General features: G+C 54.4%; 18 protein-coding genes and 1 pseudogene. 8 read left to right on the plus strand and 11 right to left on the minus strand.

Going from position 1 to position 19,510, the window contains the following annotated elements; all coding sequences use genetic code 11:
• Nucleotides 1-16 precede the first annotated feature (16 nt).
• The gene (locus H3L95_RS10125; protein ID WP_003759792.1) at nt 17-553 is read left to right on the plus strand and encodes a porin family protein; all 537 of its coding nucleotides are present in this window, start codon (nt 17-19) and stop codon (nt 551-553) included.
• A gap of 101 nt (nt 554-654) precedes the next feature.
• On the opposite strand, the gene H3L95_RS10130 is transcribed toward H3L95_RS10125, so the two are convergent.
• The gene (locus H3L95_RS10130; RefSeq protein ID WP_182096149.1) at nt 655-3,687 is read right to left on the minus strand and encodes an Rne/Rng family ribonuclease; all 3,033 of its coding nucleotides are present in this window, start codon (nt 3,685-3,687) and stop codon (nt 655-657) included.
• A gap of 567 nt (nt 3,688-4,254) precedes the next feature.
• Here H3L95_RS10130 and H3L95_RS10135 point away from each other — a divergent pair.
• The 3 genes and pseudogenes from H3L95_RS10135 to H3L95_RS10145 form a co-directional block, all read left to right on the plus strand.
• Nucleotides 4,255-5,253: an RluA family pseudouridine synthase gene (locus H3L95_RS10135; protein ID WP_040668784.1), complete on the plus strand. Its 999-nt coding sequence runs from the start codon at nt 4,255-4,257 to the stop codon at nt 5,251-5,253.
• 351 nt (nt 5,254-5,604) lie between these two features.
• Nucleotides 5,605-6,228, plus strand: coding sequence for a 16S rRNA (guanine(527)-N(7))-methyltransferase RsmG (gene rsmG / locus H3L95_RS10140; RefSeq protein WP_003759807.1), 624 nt, complete (start codon nt 5,605-5,607; stop codon nt 6,226-6,228).
• A gap of 213 nt (nt 6,229-6,441) precedes the next feature.
• Nucleotides 6,442-8,448 (plus strand): annotated as a pseudogene (locus H3L95_RS10145) (TonB-dependent receptor); the annotation flags it as partial.
• A gap of 88 nt (nt 8,449-8,536) precedes the next feature.
• Here H3L95_RS10145 and murI read toward each other — a convergent pair.
• Entirely contained in the window at nt 8,537-9,346 is an 810-nt protein-coding gene (murI, locus tag H3L95_RS10150; RefSeq protein ID WP_003759816.1) for a glutamate racemase, read from the minus strand.
• A 254-nt stretch (nt 9,347-9,600) separates the two neighbouring features.
• Here murI and tsaE point away from each other — a divergent pair, with 254 nt between their 5' ends.
• Both tsaE and H3L95_RS10160 read left to right on the plus strand, forming a co-directional pair.
• Nucleotides 9,601-10,077: a tRNA (adenosine(37)-N6)-threonylcarbamoyltransferase complex ATPase subunit type 1 TsaE gene (gene tsaE, locus H3L95_RS10155; protein ID WP_003759820.1), complete on the plus strand. Its 477-nt coding sequence runs from the start codon at nt 9,601-9,603 to the stop codon at nt 10,075-10,077.
• The gene (locus H3L95_RS10160; RefSeq protein WP_003759824.1) at nt 10,059-11,318 is read left to right on the plus strand and encodes an N-acetylmuramoyl-L-alanine amidase; all 1,260 of its coding nucleotides are present in this window, start codon (nt 10,059-10,061) and stop codon (nt 11,316-11,318) included. The genes tsaE and H3L95_RS10160 overlap by 19 nt, the downstream gene beginning before the upstream one ends.
• A 293-nt stretch (nt 11,319-11,611) precedes the next feature.
• Here the strand turns inward: H3L95_RS10160 and H3L95_RS10165 are convergent, their stop codons facing one another.
• The 6 genes from H3L95_RS10165 to H3L95_RS10190 form a co-directional block, all read right to left on the minus strand.
• On the minus strand, nt 11,612-13,324 hold the full coding sequence (locus H3L95_RS10165) for a flotillin family protein (protein WP_003759828.1): 1,713 nt from the start codon (nt 13,322-13,324) through the stop codon (nt 11,612-11,614).
• Nucleotides 13,325-13,608: 284 nt separating this feature from the next.
• On the minus strand, nt 13,609-13,950 hold the full coding sequence (locus tag H3L95_RS10170) for a hypothetical protein (RefSeq protein WP_003759831.1): 342 nt from the start codon (nt 13,948-13,950) through the stop codon (nt 13,609-13,611).
• 409 nt (nt 13,951-14,359) lie between these two features.
• Nucleotides 14,360-14,764, minus strand: a complete 405-nt coding sequence (locus H3L95_RS10175; protein WP_003759835.1) for a hypothetical protein — start codon at nt 14,762-14,764, stop codon at nt 14,360-14,362.
• Between the two features lie 130 nt (nt 14,765-14,894).
• Entirely contained in the window at nt 14,895-15,560 is a 666-nt protein-coding gene (locus H3L95_RS10180) for a YqiJ family protein (protein WP_003759837.1), read from the minus strand.
• A 241-nt stretch (nt 15,561-15,801) separates the two neighbouring features.
• Nucleotides 15,802-16,284, minus strand: coding sequence for an OsmC family protein (locus H3L95_RS10185; protein WP_003759838.1), 483 nt, complete (start codon nt 16,282-16,284; stop codon nt 15,802-15,804).
• A gap of 68 nt (nt 16,285-16,352) precedes the next feature.
• Complete coding sequence (locus H3L95_RS10190) at nt 16,353-16,580, minus strand: hypothetical protein (RefSeq protein ID WP_003759841.1); 228 nt, start codon at nt 16,578-16,580, stop codon at nt 16,353-16,355.
• A gap of 136 nt (nt 16,581-16,716) precedes the next feature.
• Here H3L95_RS10190 and H3L95_RS10195 point away from each other — a divergent pair, with 136 nt between their 5' ends.
• A complete protein-coding gene (locus H3L95_RS10195; protein WP_003759843.1) occupies nt 16,717-17,061 on the plus strand; it encodes a hypothetical protein in 345 nt (114 codons plus the stop codon).
• Between the two features lie 49 nt (nt 17,062-17,110).
• A complete protein-coding gene (locus tag H3L95_RS14240; RefSeq protein WP_003759845.1) occupies nt 17,111-17,560 on the plus strand; it encodes a PepSY domain-containing protein in 450 nt (149 codons plus the stop codon).
• 88 nt (nt 17,561-17,648) lie between these two features.
• Here H3L95_RS14240 and H3L95_RS10205 read toward each other — a convergent pair whose 3' ends face one another.
• The 3 genes from H3L95_RS10205 to H3L95_RS10215 form a co-directional block, all read right to left on the minus strand.
• Entirely contained in the window at nt 17,649-18,311 is a 663-nt protein-coding gene (locus H3L95_RS10205; RefSeq protein ID WP_003759847.1) for a PspA/IM30 family protein, read from the minus strand.
• Between the two features lie 42 nt (nt 18,312-18,353).
• Complete coding sequence (locus tag H3L95_RS10210; protein WP_003759849.1) at nt 18,354-19,115, minus strand: hypothetical protein; 762 nt, start codon at nt 19,113-19,115, stop codon at nt 18,354-18,356.
• A 79-nt stretch (nt 19,116-19,194) separates the two neighbouring features.
• Nucleotides 19,195-19,485, minus strand: a complete 291-nt coding sequence (locus H3L95_RS10215; RefSeq protein WP_003759850.1) for an NTF2 fold immunity protein — start codon at nt 19,483-19,485, stop codon at nt 19,195-19,197.
• Nucleotides 19,486-19,510 lie beyond the last annotated feature (25 nt).

Genomic DNA, 19,510 nt, shown 5'->3' on the forward strand with positions numbered 1-19,510 from the left:
GTGAAGGAGCATTATCATGAAAAAAACCTTACTGACTGTTTTATTGGCTACCGCTTCCGCCATCACTTTCGCTGACGGTTCTTTTACCGGCGCAGGCTTGGAAGTCGGCGCGGGCGCAACCAAAAGTGATGTGCGCAATGTCAATCTGAACGAAAAAACCAAAGGCGACGTTGCCGTACGCGGCAGCTACAACACACAATTCGGACAAAGCAACTGGATTGGCGGCGTTGAAGCCGGTGTCAAACCGCTGCACCGCAAAATCGCGGGCAATGCGAAACAAAAAGTCGATGCCAACGTTTCCTACGTCCAAGGCTACCGCCTGACCGACAATGCGCTGGCTTACGGTAAGGTCGGCTACCACTACGGCCGCTTCAACAATCTGGGCGCGAAACGCAACAATATGAACGGCCTCGGCTACGGCGTGGGCGCGAAATACGCCGTTACACCGAATGTCGAAGTCGGCGCCGAATGGGAGCAAACCCGTTATAAAAAAGACAATTTGAAAGTCCACAACAACAGCTACATGGCTACTGTCGGCTACCGCTTCAAATAATCTTTTTTAAACAGGCAAAGGTCGTCTGAAACCGGATTTACGGTTTCAGACGACCTTTTTGTCGATTCGGGCATCTTAACGATGCCCTCTTCTTTCAGCCTTCAGTCTTTACGCGTTTCCACCAAAACCATTTCGGCAGCAGCGACGGGTTCGGCTTCGACTTTCGGCACGTCCGCGCGGCGCAGGCCGGATTCGGGTTCGGGCTGCACCTGTTCGGCAAAGGCGGCGACGGCTTCGGGATTGGTTTCGACGAACACCAAACCGCCTAAGTCGGGCATCGCGGCAACGGCAGGGACAGTTTCTTCCGGCTCGGTCGCTTCCGCTTGGCCTGCTTCCGGCGCAGTTTGCGGCTCGGATTCTGCTGCTTGGGCGGCTGCGGCGGCCGCTGCGGCGGCGGCAAGGGCTTCGATGGCGGCGGCGGCTTCACGTTCGGCTTTCCAAACGACCAGCTCTTCCTCCATTTCGGCGACGGCTTCGGCTTCACCTTCGGCAGGGACGGCGGTCATCGGTTGGTAGCCGTCTTCGGTTTCGATGGCGAACACGGAGGTCGGGGTATCTTCAACGCTGCCGATGGCGGAGTCGATGATGCTGCATTCGTCGTCGGTGCTGTCTTCGATCAGGATGCCGCTGTCCGCTTCTTCGCCTTCGATGGAGAACACGAAGGCTTCTTCAGTGGCCGCAACGGGTTCGGAAACGACGACAACCAAAGGCTCGGCACTATCCTCGGGAGCGGGGATGGTTACGGCAAACGGTTCTTCTTCGACGGGCTCGCCCATGACGTGCGCGGCGGCGAAGCGGACTTTGTCGGCGGTATCGTGGATATTCAGGTACTGCTCGATTTTGGCGGCAGACGGAATATTGCGTTTTTTACCGTTTTGACGGCGGTCGCGCTGATTGTTGCGTTCGCGGCGGTCGCGTTGGTTGTTGCGCTCGCGTTGGCGGCGGTCGTTGCCTTTCGGTGCATCGTTATCGGCGGTTTGCACGCCCTCTTCCGCTGCATTGTCCACTGCTTCGGACAAGGTTTCTTCCGCACGGATTTCCGCTTGTTCGCGGTTGCGTTCGTTGCGGTTGTTGTTGCGGCGGCGTTTGTTGCCTTGCGTCTGTTCGCCCGAACGGGATTCGTTTTCAGACGACGTTGCGGCGGCAAGTGCTTGGACTTCGAGGTTTTCGGCTTCCGCGGCGGCGTTACGCTCGTTTTGGCGGTTGCGGCTGCGGCGGTTGTCTTTGGCGTTGCGGGTTTCGTTTTCCGCCGCCTGATTGTCCGCTGCTTTGTCTTTAAAGTCCGCCACTTCGCGCACTTCTACCTTGCTGCCGTCGTGCCTATTGTTGCGGCGCGGGTTTTGACGGCGGTTGTTTGCGCGGCGGTTGCCGGAATTGCCGTTGCGGTTGTTGCCGTTTGAAGTGCGTTTTTCTGCCACTTCGGCAACAGGCGCGGGTTCGGCTGCGGTATTGCCGCCGAAAATGCGTTTGAGCCATGCTTTGAAGGTATCCCACCATGAACCGCTTTTCTGCTCGGATACGGTCGGGGCAGGCTGGGTATGGCGCACGCCTTTGACGGCGGGTTCGGGACGGGCGGCTTTGGCTCTTTCGCTGCCGAAAGGTTTGGCGGATTCGTCTTCTTCCGGCTCGGCAACGCGTTTGTAGCTCGGTTCGCCGTCTTCTTCTACGTCGTCGATGCGGATGCGGTTGATTTCGTAGTGCGGGTTTTCCAAGTGAATATTCGGAATCAGGACGACGTTGACGTCCAAACGCTCTTCCATCGCAAACAGCTCGGCGCGTTTTTCGTTCAGCAGGAAGGTGGCGACATCGACGGGCACTTGGGCGTGCACTTCGCCGGTATTGTCTTTCATCGCCTCTTCTTGAATGATGCGCAAAACGTGCAGGGCGGTTGATTCGATGCCGCGGATGACGCCGGTGCCGGCGCAGCGCGGGCAGGCGACGTGGCTGCTTTCGCCCAAGGCGGGTTTCAGGCGTTGGCGGCTCAATTCCAAGAGGCCGAAGCGGGAGAGTTTGCCCATTTGCACGCGGGCGCGGTCTTTTTTGAGCGCGTCGCGCAGGACGTTTTCAACATCGCGCTGGTGCTTGGGGTTTTCCATGTCGATGAAGTCGATGACGACCAAACCGCCCAAGTCGCGCAGACGCATTTGGCGGGCGACTTCTTCGGCGGCTTCCATATTGGTTTTGAACGCGGTGTCTTCGATGTCCGCGCCGCGTGTCGCGCGGGCGGAGTTGACGTCGATGGAAACGAGGGCTTCGGTGTGGTCGATCACAATCGCGCCGCCGGAAGGCAGGCTGACGCTGCGGGCAAACGCGCTTTCGATTTGGTGTTCGATTTGGAAGCGGGAGAACAGCGGCGTGTGGTCTTCATAGAGTTTCAGACGACCTATGTTGCTCGGCATGACGTAGCTCATAAACTCGGCAACTTGGTCATAAACCTCTTGATTGTCCACCAGAATTTCGCCGATGTCGGGACGGAAATAGTCGCGGATGGCGCGGATGAGCAGCGAGCTTTCCATGAAGAGGAGGTAGGGTTCGTGGTGCGCCTTACCGGCTTCTTCGATGGCCTGCCAAAGCTGTTTGAGGTAGTTCAAATCCCATTCCAACTCTTCCGCGCTGCGGCCGATGCCGGCGGTGCGGGCAATGATGCTCATGCCGTTCGGAATGTCGAGTTCGGCCATAGCGGCTTTGAGTTCTTGACGCTCTTCGCCTTCGATACGGCGGGATACGCCGCCGCCGCGCGGGTTGTTGGGCATCAATACCAGATAGCGTCCGGCAAGGCTGATGAAGGTGGTCAGCGCCGCGCCTTTGTTGCCGCGTTCGTCTTTTTCGACTTGGACGATGACTTCCATGCCTTCTTTGAGCACGTCCTGAATACGCGCCCTGCCGCCTTCGTAATCTTGGAAATACGAACGCGATACTTCCTTAAACGGCAAAAAGCCGTGGCGGTCGGTTCCGTAATCTACGAAACACGCTTCCAGCGACGGCTCGATGCGGGTGATGATACCCTTATAAATATTACCTTTGCGCTGCTCTTTACCCAGCGTTTCGATGTCCAAATCCAAAAGGTTTTGCCCATCGACAATGGCAACGCGCAGCTCTTCGGCCTGCGTTGCATTGAACAACATTCTTTTCATAATCATTACCTCGCACAGGCGGGCAGCCTTTTCAGACGACCTGCCTGCTCTTTGTCAGACACTCTGCGAGGCGGGCGGGATTGGGCATAGCCCGCGCCCCTTTTCGGCGCGGAATGCAGAAACCCGGATGAGCAATCAGTTTTTGAATTGAAGTCCGCAAGGTTGCACGTCGCCCAAAACAATGCGGCCGTGTGCGGAAGGATACGGATAAAGAAGGCAATAAAGAACAATGCGGCGGAACACTCCGTCCGCCGCCGAAGTCCGGACGGTACAGGCCCGGCTTGGAAAACAGGTAGCCGACATCTTCTTATTATCGTTATGCCGGAAGTTTCGAACGGTGCGGCGCGGCAGGTTTGTCAAACACCCGTCCCTCGTCTTATGCCCGGTCAAATCGGCAAAATCAAATCAAACTTAATCACGCTCCTGCGTTTACGGGCTTTGGCATAAACGCAGGGAAAATGCTTTGCAGAGTGCGTTTTTAATATAAAATCTCGTTTTAACAATACCATCCGTCCCATACGGCCTGTTTGTACAGGTTTCTGCCGAAACGGATGTTCGGGATTATAGATGAAAACGCACGCAATAAGCAAAGATTCAGTCAGCCTGATTACCGTCGCCGAACACGAAGCCGGACAACGCCTTGACAACTATCTGATAAAAATCCTCAAAGGCGTACCTAAAAGCCATATCCACCGCATTATCCGCGCCGGCGAAGTGCGCCTGAACAAAAAACGCTGCAAGCCTGACAGCCGCATCCAAACCGGCGACCTGCTCCGCATCCCGCCCGTGCGCACCGCCGAAAAACAAAGGTCGTCTGAAAACCGCGCCCAAGCCGTACCCGCACGCGAATTTACCATCATCTACGAAGACGACGCATTGCTCGTCATCGACAAACCCGCAGGCACCGCCGTCCACGGCGGCAGCGGCGTGAGCTTCGGCGTCATCGAACAAATCCGCCGCGCCCGCCCCGAAGCCCGCTATCTCGAACTCGTCCACCGCCTCGACAAAGACACCAGCGGCCTCCTGATGATCGCCAAAAAACGCAGCGCGCTCGTCAAACTGCACGAAGCCATCCGCAACGACCACCCCAAAAAAATCTACCTCGCACTGGGCGTAGGCAAACTGCCGAACGACAGCTTCCACGTCAAACTGCCCCTGTTCAAATACACCGGCGCACAAGGCGAAAAAATGGTGCGCGTCAGCGAAGAAGGACAATCCGCGCACACCATCTTCCGCGTGCTCAACCGCTTTTCAGACGACCTCCTGCACCAAGTCGGCCTCTCGCACCTCACCCTCGTGCAAGCCACCCTGAAAACCGGACGCACCCACCAAATCCGCGTCCACCTCCAATCGCAGCACTGCCCCATCGCCGGTGACGAACGCTACGGCGATTACCAAGCCAACAAACGCCTTCAGAAACTCGGTTTGAAACGGATGTTCCTGCACGCCGCCGAGCTGCACCTCGACCACCCGCTGACAGGCGAAAAACTCATCTTAAAAGCCCCGCTGCCGCAAGATTTGGCACAATTCGTCCTGATGCTGGAAAACGCAGGGAAGGTCGTCTGAAACCCGCAGCGTGGGCTTTGCCCGCGACATGAGTGTAAAGACGACAGACAGATTCGGATTGTCAGGCAGCAAGTTTTGTGGGCGTAGCCTACGCTACAACTCGCTCGGAAAATTAAATACCAACCGCTCCTCGAAAACACCCAAAGGTCGTCTGAAACCCGTAGCGTGGGCTTTGCCCGCGACATGAGTGCAAAAATAATGAACGGATTCAAATTGTCAGGCGGCAAGTTTCGCGGGCATAGCCCACGCTACAACCCGCCGTCCCGACAACCTTATCCCCGCCCGCCCACGCCTTTCAGACGACCTTTTTTTCCGCTACCATAACGCCCAACACAAACACGGACAAACACCATGACCCCGACACAGCAACTCCAATCAGGCATACAGGCATTAGGTTTGGACCTATCCGCAGAACAGCAAACCCTGCTGCTCGCCTATACCGGCCTGCTCAAAAAGTGGAACAAGACCTACAACCTCACCGCCCTGCGCGACGAAGCGCAAATGGTCAGCCACCACCTGCTCGACAGCCTGACCCTGCTCCCCTACCTCCAAGGCGCGCACACCATGCTGGATGTCGGCTCCGGCGGCGGACAGCCCGGCATTCCCGCCGCCATCTGCCGTCCCGACCTCAACATCACCCTTCTGGACGCCAACACCAAAAAAACCGCCTTCCTGCAACAAGCCGTCATCGAACTCGGACTAAGTAACGTCCGCGTCGTCAGCGGCCGCGTCGAAGCCGTTCAAGACCTCCAAGCCGACATCATCACCAGCCGCGCCTTCGCCGAACTCGCCGACTTCGTCAACTGGACGGCACATCTGCTGAAAGACGGCGGCCGCTGGGTCGCCATGAAAGGCGTGTATCCTGAAGAAGAAATCGCCAAACTCCCCGACACCGTCGCCGTCGAACGCGTCGAAGCCCTCCACGTCCCAGGCTTGGATGCAGAACGGCATATGGTGGTTTTGAAGAAGGTTTGAGCCTTCCGAACGTTGAGTCTGAATATTGCAAAGGTCGTCTGAAAACCCGAAACAGGGCTTTTCAGACGACCTTTCGGTTTATGGCTGCTTCGTTGCAAAATATAAACACGATTTGTCATAAATAAAGATAATTATTATCAATTATTTCGATTAAGCAAAAATATTTCCTATAATGCCGCATCCCTTCACCTTTCGAGTTGAACATGCAATATTCTGCCCACCGTTACCGTGGTCGGACAGTCCGACACCAGCGTACTCAAAGGCTACATCAACTACGATGAAGCCGCCGTTACCCGCAACGGCCAGCTCATCAAAGAAACGCCGCAAACCGTCGATACGCTCAACATCCAGAAAAACAAAAACTACGGCACGAACGATTTGAGTTCCATCCTCGAAGGCAACGCCGGTATTGACGCTGCCTACGATATGCGCGGCGAAAGTATTTTCCTGCGCGGCTTCCAGGCCGACGCATCCGATATTTACCGCGACGGCGTGCGCGAAAGCGGGCAGGTCCGCCGCAGCACCGCCAACATTGAGCGCGTGGAAATCCTGAAAGGCCCGTCTTCCGTCCTGTACGGACGCACCAACGGCGGCGGCGTCATCAATATGGTCAGCAAATACGCCAATTTCAAACAAAGCCGCAACATCGGTGCGGTTTACGGCTCGTGGGCAAACCGCAGCCTGAATATGGACATCAACGAAGTGCTGAACAAAAACGTCGCCATCCGCCTCACCGGCGAAGTCGGGCGCGCTAATTCGTTCCGCAGCGGCATAGACAGCAAAAACGTCATGGTTTCGCCCAGCATTACCATCAAACTCGACAACGGTTTGAAATGGACGGGCCAATACACCTACGACAATGTGGAGCGCACGCCCGACCGCAGTCCGACCAAGTCCGTGTACGACCGTTTCGGACTGCCTTACCGCATGGGTTTCGCCCACCCGAACGATTTTGTCAAAGACAAGCTGCAAGTCTGGCGTTCCGACCTTGAATATTCCTTCAATGACAAATGGCGCGCCCAATGGCAGCTCGCCCACCGCACGGCGGCGCAGGATTTCGACCATTTCTATGCAGGCAGCGAAAACGGCAGCCTAATCAAGCGCAATTACGCCTGGCAGCAGACCGATAACAAAACCCTGTCGTCCAACTTCACGCTCAACGGCGACTACAACATCGGCCGTTTTGAAAACCACCTGACCGTAGGCTTGGATTACAGCCGCGAACACCGCAACCCGACATTGGGTTACAACCGCGCCTTCTCCGCCTCCATCGACCCCTACGACCGCGCAAGCTGGCCGGCTTCGGGCAGATTGCAACCCGTCCTCACCCGAAACCGCCACAAAGCCGACTCCTACGGCATCTTTGTGCAAAACATCTTCTCCGCCACGCCCGACTTGAAATTCGTCCTCGGCGGCCGTTACGACAAATACACCTTTAATTCCGAAAACAAACTCACCGACAGCAGCCGCCAATACAGCGGCCACTCGTTTAGCCCCAACATCGGCGCAGTGTGGAACGTAACACCCGCCCACACGCTCTACGCCTCATATAACAAAGGCTTCGCACCTTATGGCGGACGCGGCGGCTATTTGAGCATCGACACTTCGTCTTCCGCCGTGTTCAACTCCGATCCCGAATACACCCGCCAATACGAAACCGGTGTCAAAAGCAGTTGGCTGGATGACCGCCTCAGCACCACATTGTCCGCCTACCAAATCGAACGCTTCAATATCCGCTACCGTCCCGACGCGCAAAATGATCCCTACACTTGGGCAGTTGGCGGCAAACACCGTTCGCGCGGCGTAGAGCTGTCCGCCATCGGACAAATCATCCCCAAAAAACTCTATCTGCGCGGCTCGTTGGGCGTGATGCAGGCGAAAGTCGTTGAAGACAAAGAAAATCCCGACCGAGTGGGCATCCATTTGGACAACACCAGCAACGTGACCGGCAACCTGTTCTTCCGTTACACGCCGACCGAAAACCTCTACGGCGAAATCGGCGTAACCGGTACGGGCAAACGCTACGGCTACGATTCAAGAAACAAAGAAGTCACCACGCTTCCCGGCTTCGTCCGCACCGACGCCATGCTCGGCTGGAACCGCAAAAATCTGAACCTCACTTTCGCCATCGGCAATCTGTTCAATCAAAAATACTGGCGTTCCGACGCCATGCCCGGCGCGCCGCGCACTTATACGGCGCGGGTGAATTACAGTTTCTAATCTCGGACAGGAAATGGAACAAAGGTCGTCTGAAAACTCAAAACACGGGTTTTCAGACGACCTCTCGTTTTGGTATGCGGGATATGCCTTATCCCAGCGAGACCATTTCGATTTGTTCCATGCTGCGTCCGAGGAAGCGTTCGCCTATGGTGCGGAAGCGCAGAGGGATGTCGCTGACGTAGAAGCGGTAGTCGGGGCTGTCGTTTTCAGTGTTGAGCAGCCCTGCTTGGGCGAGCGCTTGGGCGGTCGCTTCGGCGGTGGTGATGGCGGAATCGACCAGGGCGACGTTTTGCGCTTCTTTGCCGATCAGGGGCTTGAGCAGCGGGAAGTGGGTGCAGCCGAGGACGAGTGTGTCGATGTCGTCCACCAAAAGCGGTTTGAGGTATTCGCGCACGGTCAGGCGGGTTACTTCGTGGTCGAGCCAGCCTTCTTCCACCAGCGGCACGAGCAGCGGCGTCGCCTGCGTGCGCACGAGCGTGTCGGGGTTTTGGGCGTGGATGGCGCGGGCGTAGGCGTTGCTGTTGACGGTGGTGTTGGTGGCGATGATGCCGATTTTGTTGTTGCTCGTGGTGTTCAGAGCGGCCTGTGCGCCGGCGGAAATCACGTCCAATACAGGCATATTGCCTGCTTTTTGGCGGATTTTCTGTCCGGCAACGGCGGCAATGGTGTTGCACGCGATGACGAGCGCCTTGACATCGTTTTCCAGCAGGAAATCGACAATCTGCATGGCGAAGGTTTCGATGGTGGCGCGGGATTTGGTGCCGTAGGGAACGCGGGCGGTGTCGCCGAAGTAGATGATGTTTTCCATCGGCAGGCGTTCCATCAGGGCGCGGACGTTGGTCAGGCCGCCGACGCCGGAATCGAAAACGCCGATGGGGCGTTGTTTGCTGATAGTCATGATGCGGTTTGTACGGATTAGGTATGATGAGGCGGATTGTACACGTTCGGCGCAAGGCTTAACAGGGACGAGGTCGTCTGAAAGGGGTTGAGTTGTGTGGAAACGGTGTTTTCAGACGACCTCTGCGGCGTTTGGACGGCAGGCGGCAAAGATGCCGATTGAACATCTTTATCTAACTTTATCCTCCCTTATGTTTGCAAATGCCCGTAAATCCAGCATAATTAAGGTTTTTAGAACACGACAAGGCTGATTTCATGAGCGAGGGCGCAACCTTTTCCCGCCGGCTTCCCGACGAAGAGTCCACACTCGAGTTGGGCGGAAGTTGGGCAAAATCGCTGCGTGCGCCATTGGTCATCCATCTGCAAGGCGATTTGGGCGCGGGGAAAACCACGTTCACGCGCGGCATCCTGCGCGGACTCGGACACACCGGCGCGGTCAAAAGCCCGACCTACGCCATCGTCGAATCCTACCCGCTGGAAGCGTTCACGCTCCATCATTTCGACCTTTACCGCTTTGCCTCGCCCGAAGAGTGGGAAGATGCGGGTCTGGACGACCTGTTCTCCCCTGACAGCGTCTGCATCATCGAATGGCCGCAACAGGGCGGCGCGTTCACGCCGCCCGCAGACATCACCGTATCTCTGAATCACGCCGAGCAGGGCAGAACCTGCACCGCTACCGTACACACTGCCAACGGACAAAAAAGTTTAGAAGCATGGTTAAATTCAAACTGACACGAAGACAAGTCGTCCGCCAAGCCGCCGGACTGTTGTTCACCCTCACACCGATCGCCTCCGCCCTCGCCAAAGCCGCGCCGCCCGCCCAATTCGTCGCCGCCCGTATTTGGCCTTCGCACGCCTATACCCGTATCACCATCGAAAGCTCGCGCGCCCTGCAATATCAGCATTTCGCCTTGGAAAACCCCGGCAGGCTCGTCGTCGACATCCAAAACGCCAACATCAACAGTGTCCTGCAAGGCATTTCCGGCAAAGTCCTGCCCGACGACCCCTATATCCGCAGCATCCGCGCCGGACAAAACACCCCTACGACCGTGCGCGTCGTGATCGACCTCAAGCAAAACGCCTATCCGCAAGTCTTCTCGCTTGCCCCTGTCGGCGGCTTTAAAAACCGCCTCGTCATCGACCTCTATCCGCACGGCGTCGATGCCAACGATCCGATGATGGCGCTGCTCAACGGCAATCCGCCGAAACGCATGCAAACGCAACGTCCTGCCGAACGCACGGACATTGCCCAAGACGTACCTCCCCGCTCCAACCGCGGCGGACGCCGTCCTGTCGTCATGATAGACCCCGGTCATGGCGGTGAAGACCCCGGTGCGATCGGTCCGAGCGGCTTGAAAGAGAAAAACGTCGTCCTCTCCATCGCCCGCGAAGCCAAAAACCGCCTTGAAAGCATAGGCTACACCGTTTACATGACCCGCAACGAAGACATCTTCATCCCATTGGGCGTGCGCGTCGCCAAAGCCCGCGCCCGCAATGCCGACGTGTTCGTTTCCATCCACGCCGATGCCTTCACCAGCCCGTCTGCGCGCGGTACCGGCGTTTACATGCTCAACACCAAAGGTGCGACCAGTTCCGCCGCCAAATTCCTCGCCCAAACCCAAAACAACGCCGACGCCATCGGCGGCGTTGCCAAAAGCGGCAACCGCAGCGTCGATAATGCCATTCTCGACATGACCCAAACCGCCACCATGCGCGACAGCCGCAAACTGGGACATTCCGTCCTGACCGAATTGGGCAAACTCAACCAACTCCACAAAGGCCGCGTTGACGAAGCCAACTTCGCCGTCCTGCGCGCGCCCGACATCCCATCCATCCTCGTCGAAACCGCCTTCCTGTCCAACCCGACCGAAGAGCGGCTGCTCGGCAGCGATTCCTTCCGACGCCAATGCGCCGACGCCATCGCCACCGGCATCCAAAAATACGTCAACAACGCCGTATTGCGCAGAGGGTAAGTTAGGTTTGCCGGAAAAGATAATAAGGTCGTCTGAAAACAGGTTTTCAGACGACCTTTGTGTTTTTATAGTGGATTAAATTTGAATCAGGACAAAGCGACGAAGCCGCAGACAGTACAGATAGTACGGAACCGATTCACTTGGTGCTTCAGCACCTTAGAGAATCGTTCTCTTTGAGCTAAGGCGAGGCAACGCCGTACTGGTTTAAAGTTAATCCACTATAAAAGGTCGTCTGAAACCCTGTTTCGGGTTTTCAGACGACCTTTGCTTTCAGACCTTCCTAACGGCGCGGCTTATTCTTTGCCGATGCCCTTATCCAGCCCTTGCGTCAGACCGTTGATGTCGCCGCCGTTCAGGCCCAATTCTTTCAAGAGGCCGTCAACCAGCGGGGCTTGGCTGCGGTAGCGCAGTGCGCTGTTGACCATTTGGTCGGCGAGGCTGGCTTGTGTGGTTTGACCTTCCGACACGCCTTCGGAGCCGTTGGCAGCACCACTGAATCCGCCCAAGCCGTTGACTTGCAGAATCTTGATGTCGTCAATGTTTTCCATCGGACGCACGGATTCGCGGATGATGTCGGGCAGGTGTTTCAACAGGGCGAGGCGCACTTGCATTTCGACTTGCTCGACGCTCAGGACGTTGGCGGCTTCGTTCACGGCACGGGTACCTTCGGCATCGACTTTGTATTGCTGCTCTTGCGCTTGTGCCAACAGGACTTTGGCATCGGCTTCACCTTTGGCTTGCAGGCGTTGTTTCTCGGCTTCGGCTTCGGCGGCGATGCGCACGGCTTCGGCGCGGTCTTGCGCGGCCTGTTTCTCGGCTTCGGCGGCGACAGTAAGCGAAATCGCATCTTTTTGCGCGGCTTCTTCGGCGGCAATCAGTTCAACCGCTTTGGCACGTTCGGCGCGTTCGGTTTCGCGTACGGTAATCACGCTCTCTTCTTCACGAACGGCAGCGGCGCGGGCTTTGTCGGCCTCGGCTTTGGCTTCGGATTCGGCACGCGATTTCTCGGCAACGGCGATGGCGCGGTCTTGTTCGGCAAGCTCGATGGCTTTGCGGCGCTCGACCTCCGCCTGCTCGACGGCTTGGGCTTTGCGGATGTCTTCGTTTTTAATGTCGCGTTCGGCGGCGATGCGTTTCAAATCCACTTCGCGTTCGGCAGCGATTTTGGCTTCTTCCGCCTCGCGTTTTTTCTGCGCTTCCTGCTCGGCGATGCTGGCTTCCTGTTCGGCGCGGCGCACGGCGATTTCGCGTTCTTGTTCGAGTTTGGCGTATTCTTCTTCGCGCGAGATTTTCAGGCGTTGCTGCTCGGCTTCGAGGTTTTTGGTTTTAATCGCCAAATCGGTGTCTTGTTCAATTTCATTGCGTTTTTTGCGGCGGCCTTCGATGGTTTCGGTCAATTTGGTCAGACCTTCCGCGTCAAACGCGTTTTGCGGGTTGAAAAACTCAAAGCTGGTTTGGTCGAGGCCGGTTAGGGAAACGGTTTCGAGTTCGAGACCGTTTTTAAACAAGTCTTCGCTCACGACTTGTTGCACTTTCTGAACGAAATCAACACGTTTTTCGTGCAACTCTTCCATCGCCATTTCGGCGGCGACGGCGCGCAGGGCATCGACGAATTTACCTTCGACGAGGTCTTTCAATTCGTCAGGCGACATGGTTTTCATACCCAGCGTTTGCGCGGCGGTGGCGATGCTCTCGGCGCTGGGTTTAACGCGGACGTAAAATTCCGCCATCACGTCAACGCGCATCCGGTCGCGGGTAATCAACGCCTGCTGCGCCGCGCGGCGCACTTCGAGACGCAATGTGTTCATGTTGACGGGGATGATTTCGTGCAGTACGGGCAGCACCATCGCGCCGCCGTTCATGATGACTTTTTCACCGCCGAAGCCGGTGCGGACGAAGGAGACTTCTTTGCTGGCGCGGCGGTACAGGCGGGTGAGGATGAGGCCGAGTACGAACAGCGCGACGAGTATGACGCCAGCGATGATGCCGATGGAAACTAAGTTCATGGGTTTTCCTTTCTTGTTGTCGATATACCCTTGAGGGGCGTGGGTTCAGACGTTTTTTTAGGGTTTGGGGTCGTCTGAAAGGTTAAAAATTTTGGGTTTTAAAGGTAGGCCGGATTCTTGAATCCGACAATTTCGGTTATGTGCAATACGGCTGAAGCGGAGCGATTTGTTCAAGAATCCAACCTACCAAGCTTAAAATAACGACTATAACGGCTGCTTTTTGTTAGTTTTATAAAATTTTTAGCGAGTAAATTCGCAGCAGGACTTATAAAGTTGTGATTCTTTTATTCATCCTCATCATGTAAGAAGGCGTCTTCTTCCTCTATATAATTCTTTGTATCTTCCTGAGAAGCAATTGTATTATCCAGAAAATTTAGACTAACCTCATCGTCCTCGCTATCAAGGAATAAATGAATTTCACCACCCAGATTTATAATGCTTCTTAGTACTTTTCTGAATTCTCTTAGCTTTTCCAGATCTAAATATAAGGTTTCAAGAATCTTTTCTTTATTTTTAAGTCTTCTTTGAATTTCAATAATCGGTTCTTGATTAAAAGCTCGTATAACTTTCAAAATCTTAATTTCATTTTTATTAGTTGAAACTTTCACAAAAAATTTGTGTATCATTCTTTCCTTTCGAAATCAAAAATCTTCAATAGGGTTTATTCGTTTCCCTTGCAAGCTTTTCTTCCAGTTTCCACCATGCCATCCATGAAAATGCCTATGCAATGTAGCAGGATAGATAACTTTATTCCAATTTGCTAAGTGAGCAAACCGTAGCGTGGGCTTTGCCCGCGACTTACTGTCGTTTGAATCAAACGATAATCCGAGATGTTTGCTTCGTGGGCGAAGCCCACGCTACGGACTACTTGAGGGGCGTCGGTTCAGACGGTTTTTTAGGGTTTGGGGTCGTCTGAAAGGTTAAAAATCTGAGGGTCTTAAAGGTAGGTCGGATTCTTGAATCCGACAATTTCGGTTATGTACAATACTGATGAAGCGGGGCAATTTGTCGGATTCAAGTATCCGACCTACCGAGCTAATTATCAACCGTATGAAAAGCAGTCAAAAACTCATTTCTTTTTAATAAGAACATCTTATGTTCAGGGGCATTCAAAGGCTTTTTATTTTCAGAGAATGCTGGAGCAATGCAACCCCATTCACCATTTCGTGCAAAATAAATAACAAAATCAATCTTAATTTCTCCCCATTGATTCGATACTTCTTGCTTCTTACCCTTATTGGCATCTACTGTTTTGATTTGGATACGGAAATAACGTTTTCCGTCCGAAATTAAAATATCCGTTTTATGCCCATGATCCAAAACGGGGGTAAAAACCTGCCACCCATCTTGCATTAACCAAACAACCACCTGATTTTCAAAAGATGTATTCAACAAAGCCTGCTTAAGTCCGTCAGAAATTGCGTCTAATCTTCTTGGCATTTCATTTTTCCTTTTTGTGAGTTAAACGATAAATTTTTTTAAATTATGCTGATAGTGGCCATTTGAAAAACAGACTGATCAAGTATGTAACTAATTAAGGTATGTACAGGAACTTCATTTTCAGACGGCCTCAATCCACCAAGCTCCCGCTCGGATTCAAAATCGCTTTAAACGTATTTCCCTCCAGCGACACCAGCAACACCGCGTCGCCCTGTTTCAACACTTCGTCGGAATCCGGTTCCGCCATCACATAATGCTGTTGCCCGTACACATCCTTCACCCGCACCTGCGCCGCGCTGCCTGCCCGTGCTTCGCCCAGTACTACCGTGCCGATGCGTCCGATTAGGCTTTCCTGCGAAACGGCGGTGGTTTCGTCTTTGGGCATGATTTTGTACAGTCCGCCCGCCGTCAGGCGCACCAGCGGCAGCGAAAGGAACCACACGGCTACTGCCGCCAGCCATCCGTTCAGATAGCTGCCGAACACGGCGGCAAAGGTCGTCTGAAACAGGTAGCCCGTCAGTCCGTACACGGCAAGGAACACCACCATCAACATCAACACCGGCACGCGCCCGACATACAGCCAGCTCAGAAACCGCACAAATACGCCCGTGTCCGCTGCGTCCAGCCCGACTTCGGCGTGCGCGGTTTCGGTCAGGCTGTCAGGCAGCAGGTTGTCCAGCCAGTCGCTGATGCCGCCCGCCAGCATAGAGATGACTTCCAATACACCGAGCAAAACCATCAGCGCGATGGCGATGCCGAAGATTTCCGTTTCGGGGGCGTTGATTAAATTCCACATATTCCGTTCCTTGTTCTGTCAACTTTCAGACGACCTTAAATAGACTGCTTGCGAAAATTTGAATGTTTGATTGCCGTCATTCCCGCGCAGGCGGGAATCCAGAAGTTTGAGATTACGGCAATCTTCAAATAATACTTCTGAAGAATCGAAGTCTGGATTCCCGCCTGCGCGGGAATGACGGCATTAGGTATGCCTTATTTGAATTTGACCTATCCGTGCATCCCAAACAGACATTCGGTTTTCAGACGGCCTCTCCGCTCTCAATCTCAGCGCGGCATTCAATTGGAAAGTTGACCGAGTTGGCGATGAAACACAGGCGGTGCGCTTCGTGATGCAGTTCTAAAGCCTTGGCGCGGTCGCTTCCTGCGGCGATGGTAACGCGCGGCTTCAACACGGCGGAGACGAAACGCCCCGCACTCCCATTCCCGCCTTCGTCCATCACCGCTTCGGCATGATCGGTGTAGGCGGTAACGCAGATGCCCGCGTCGGCACACAGGTGCAGGTACCATAGTTTGTGGCAGGCAGAAACGGCGGCCAACAGCATTTCTTCGGGGTTCCAGCGGCCCGCATCGCCGCGGAAGGCCGGGTCGGCGGAACCGTGCAGGTCGGGCTTATCCTCGGCGGAAACGGTAAAGTTGCGCAAATAAGCGGTGTAGGATGATGTGCCTTCGCCGAGATTGCCCGTCCATGTTGTTACGGTGCGGTAAGTGTGTTTTTTGCTCATTTTGACATTTCTTTCAATTATTTACTGTTCGCGGCAATAAAGACGGTATCTGCCTTGAAACGCCGACTCTAGCCGAGCCAGAAATAGGCAGATACGCCAGCCATCACGCTGATGCCCAGCCACAGCAGGATTTTGGTTTCCGCCCATACGTCTTCCCAATATTTCCCCCGCAGCGCGCTGATGATTTCGGGGGTGAAACAGAATTTTACGCATTCGACAAATTCGTCCCAATCCTCAAACAGCAGGACATAAAGCACTGCGGCGATTATCAAGGCAATCAAAACAGCAAAAATCATGGGATTATCCCTATCCGTTTTCAGACGGCCTGTGCGTACCGTCCGTCAAGAAAGGTCGTCTGAAAACGCTCCTAACTTTTCCCTAAGTCCTGCGTGTTTAAATGTCTATACCGACAACAGACGCAAAGGGAACGAAATGAAATATCCGCAGTCGCAATATATAGAACCGTTCAAACCGCTTTTGAAAAAACTGCTGCTTCCTGCCGCCGTCATTTGCGCCATTTTTCTTGCAGCAGAAGGTTTCGACCTTTACGAAGACTACGCCCAATACCGCATGGAGACAGACCCGGCGTTCGCGCAACACCACGACCGCGCTTTGTCCATCCTGCATAACAGAGGCTACGAAGTCCACGATTCCGACACCGACCTCTATTGGGCAAGACCCGTTTTGGAATTTGAGGCCTACAAAGGCAGTTTGGAATACAAAATCGTGATGTCTTATCCCGATTTGAACATTCTCGTAGAACGCGTCGATTTATAATCCGCTTCCGAATATTCTTTACTTACCCCACGTCCCGAAAGGATACGACATGAAAAAACTTTTACCGGTATTACTCTTAGGCAGTATCGCACTGACCGCTTGTGCCGCCCCTTATCCTTACGACTATTACGATGACGACTATCGTACCGACCGCTACGAGCAGCGTTATGACCGTCACGATGACCGCTATGATGATCGTTACGACGACCGCTATGAGCGCGATTACGACCGTAATGACGACTACCGTTACCGCGACGGCAAGTATTACGATGACGACTACATCGAACACCAAATTTACAGCGATCCGTCCTTCGAGCAAAAACGCGCGCAAGTCATGCGGATACTCGAACGACGCGGCTACCAAGTTCACGAAATCGAAGCCGACGACCGCCGCGGCCGCCCCGTATTGAAAGCCGAAGCCTTCAAAAACGGACGCGAATACGACATCGTCTTCTCATGGCCGGATTTAAGGATTATCAGCGAACGCATCGACTACTGATCCGTTCCGCCACACGCCGCAAGGACAAGCTCCGCGCGGCGTTTTTCTTTTCAGACGACCTTTCTGACAAAGGAGGTCGTCTGAAAACTTATTTCCCCGCCTTCAGTGCCGCCAATCGTTCGGCAATACGGTTGTTGCGGCTCAAGTCTTCTAACTCCTTCAATTTTGCCAACTGCGCCGCATCGGTGCTGCTGTGTACCGCGTTTTGACGACCCATCACGCGGTCAAAAGCGTTGCCGCTTTTTTCGGCATCACGGGCGATGCGGTTGAGGTCGCTGCTGCTTGCCGCTTTGCCTGCGCCCGTGCTTTGCTGCGCGGCGCGCCAGTCTTGCAACTGCTGCTGCATCTCGCGTTTTTTCGCCTGCAAGGCGGCGATAAAGCCTTCAAGTTCTTTTTCCTGCGCGGCACAGTCGGCGATGGTGTTTTCCAAAACAGGCAGACGCGCTTCGATGTCCATTTGTTCGGCGATGCCCGCCTCGGCAAGGTCGTCGCGCCCCGCCGCTACGGCGGCTTGCAGGTTGGCATCGATGGCTTCGTGGCGGTTGCTCTCGTCCGCCATTTTCTTGGCGGCAAGGTGTTTCTGCGCCAACACTTTGCCCAACTCGGCACGCACTTCGTCCACCGCCCGCTCGATTTCGCGGATGCTCTCGTTCATGACTGCCTCAGGCGCAAGGTTTTCCGCCGCATCAATCAGGGCATGAAAACCGCCGCTCACCAGACGGCCCACTCTGCGGGATAGGGTTTCGCTCATTTGGATTTTCCTTTCTTTATGAAATCATGAGAAATATTGTGTTTAGCCGGCATCCGATTGTGCCAACCAGTCGTAACATTGCTCCCATGACAATGTTTCGTTTTCGTCTTCTTTGCCTTCCAGCAGGGCTTGTTCTAAAGCTCGTCTGAATGTGGCGCGGGTATCCGGGTGGGTAAACCAAGCCGACAGTCGGGCTGCGAATTGCGTTCTATTCGGACAATGCTCGGGCAGATAGCAGACTTTGTACCAATCCGGCTCATCGCTTCCATACGGAATCTCTAAATACAAGTCGACAAATTCGCGTAAAGCTGCCGTTTTATCCGCCTGCTCCGTCCACACTGCCAGCAGTTCGTCGACAACATCCAATCCGGCAAATTGAAACATATTCAGCCAAACGACCAAGCAGCCTTCGTAGCGGGGCGCAGTCAGTTGCGAGTCAAACCAAGCGGCGGCGAAACGTTTTAGCCAATCGATTTCTTCTTTTGTCCAGCATTCGGGAAAATGGCAACACAACTTATCGAGCAACGTTTCATCAAGCGATCGGACATCTTCCTCGTTGACCAAAGCCTGCAAAATACGTGGCAGAAAATGTTTCATGTCTAAAGCCGTCGCTGCTCCTTTGTCCAAAGGCACGCTGCCCAAATACGCCTGCAACATATCGACAGGAATCTCGCGTAACGGATATTCCAACAACGCCTGTTGGAAATCTTCGGGAGAGCAGCTATTGCAAGTGCAGATATTCAGCGGGAAGCACACGCTGTAAGGTGCAAATAATTCGTATGCTTCTGCTATCCATTTTTCCATCTTGTTGCCTTGCCTTTGATATTGGACATGGGTGTTCAGGACTGAGGGGAAAGCCTTTCAGACGACCTCAAACCTTGCACTACTTGCTATGCGTGATTTCTTCCAGCTGACCGTTTGCTCCGATAACGGCGCGGAAATTGCCGCCCAGCGCTTTAGGTGGTTTTCCGCTGATAACCCAATGCTCCCCGTCTTTTTTCACCCGATACGGCTTTTGCGCTTGAGCGGTTTGTTCGCCGTAATGCTGCGTCACATAAATTTCAGTCAGCCGCAGGACTTGCTGCTCGGTAACGGGTTGTGCGCTGCCGTTCGCACTCACCGCCAAAGAGGGATAGATGAACATACAGGTCAGAAGCCAATGGTGGATTTTCATTTTTCAGTCAGCCTTTCACTTACTT

The sequence above is a fragment of the Neisseria sicca genome, assembly GCF_014054945.1.
In the GTDB taxonomy this organism is placed as follows: Bacteria; Pseudomonadota; Gammaproteobacteria; order Burkholderiales; family Neisseriaceae; genus Neisseria; species Neisseria sicca.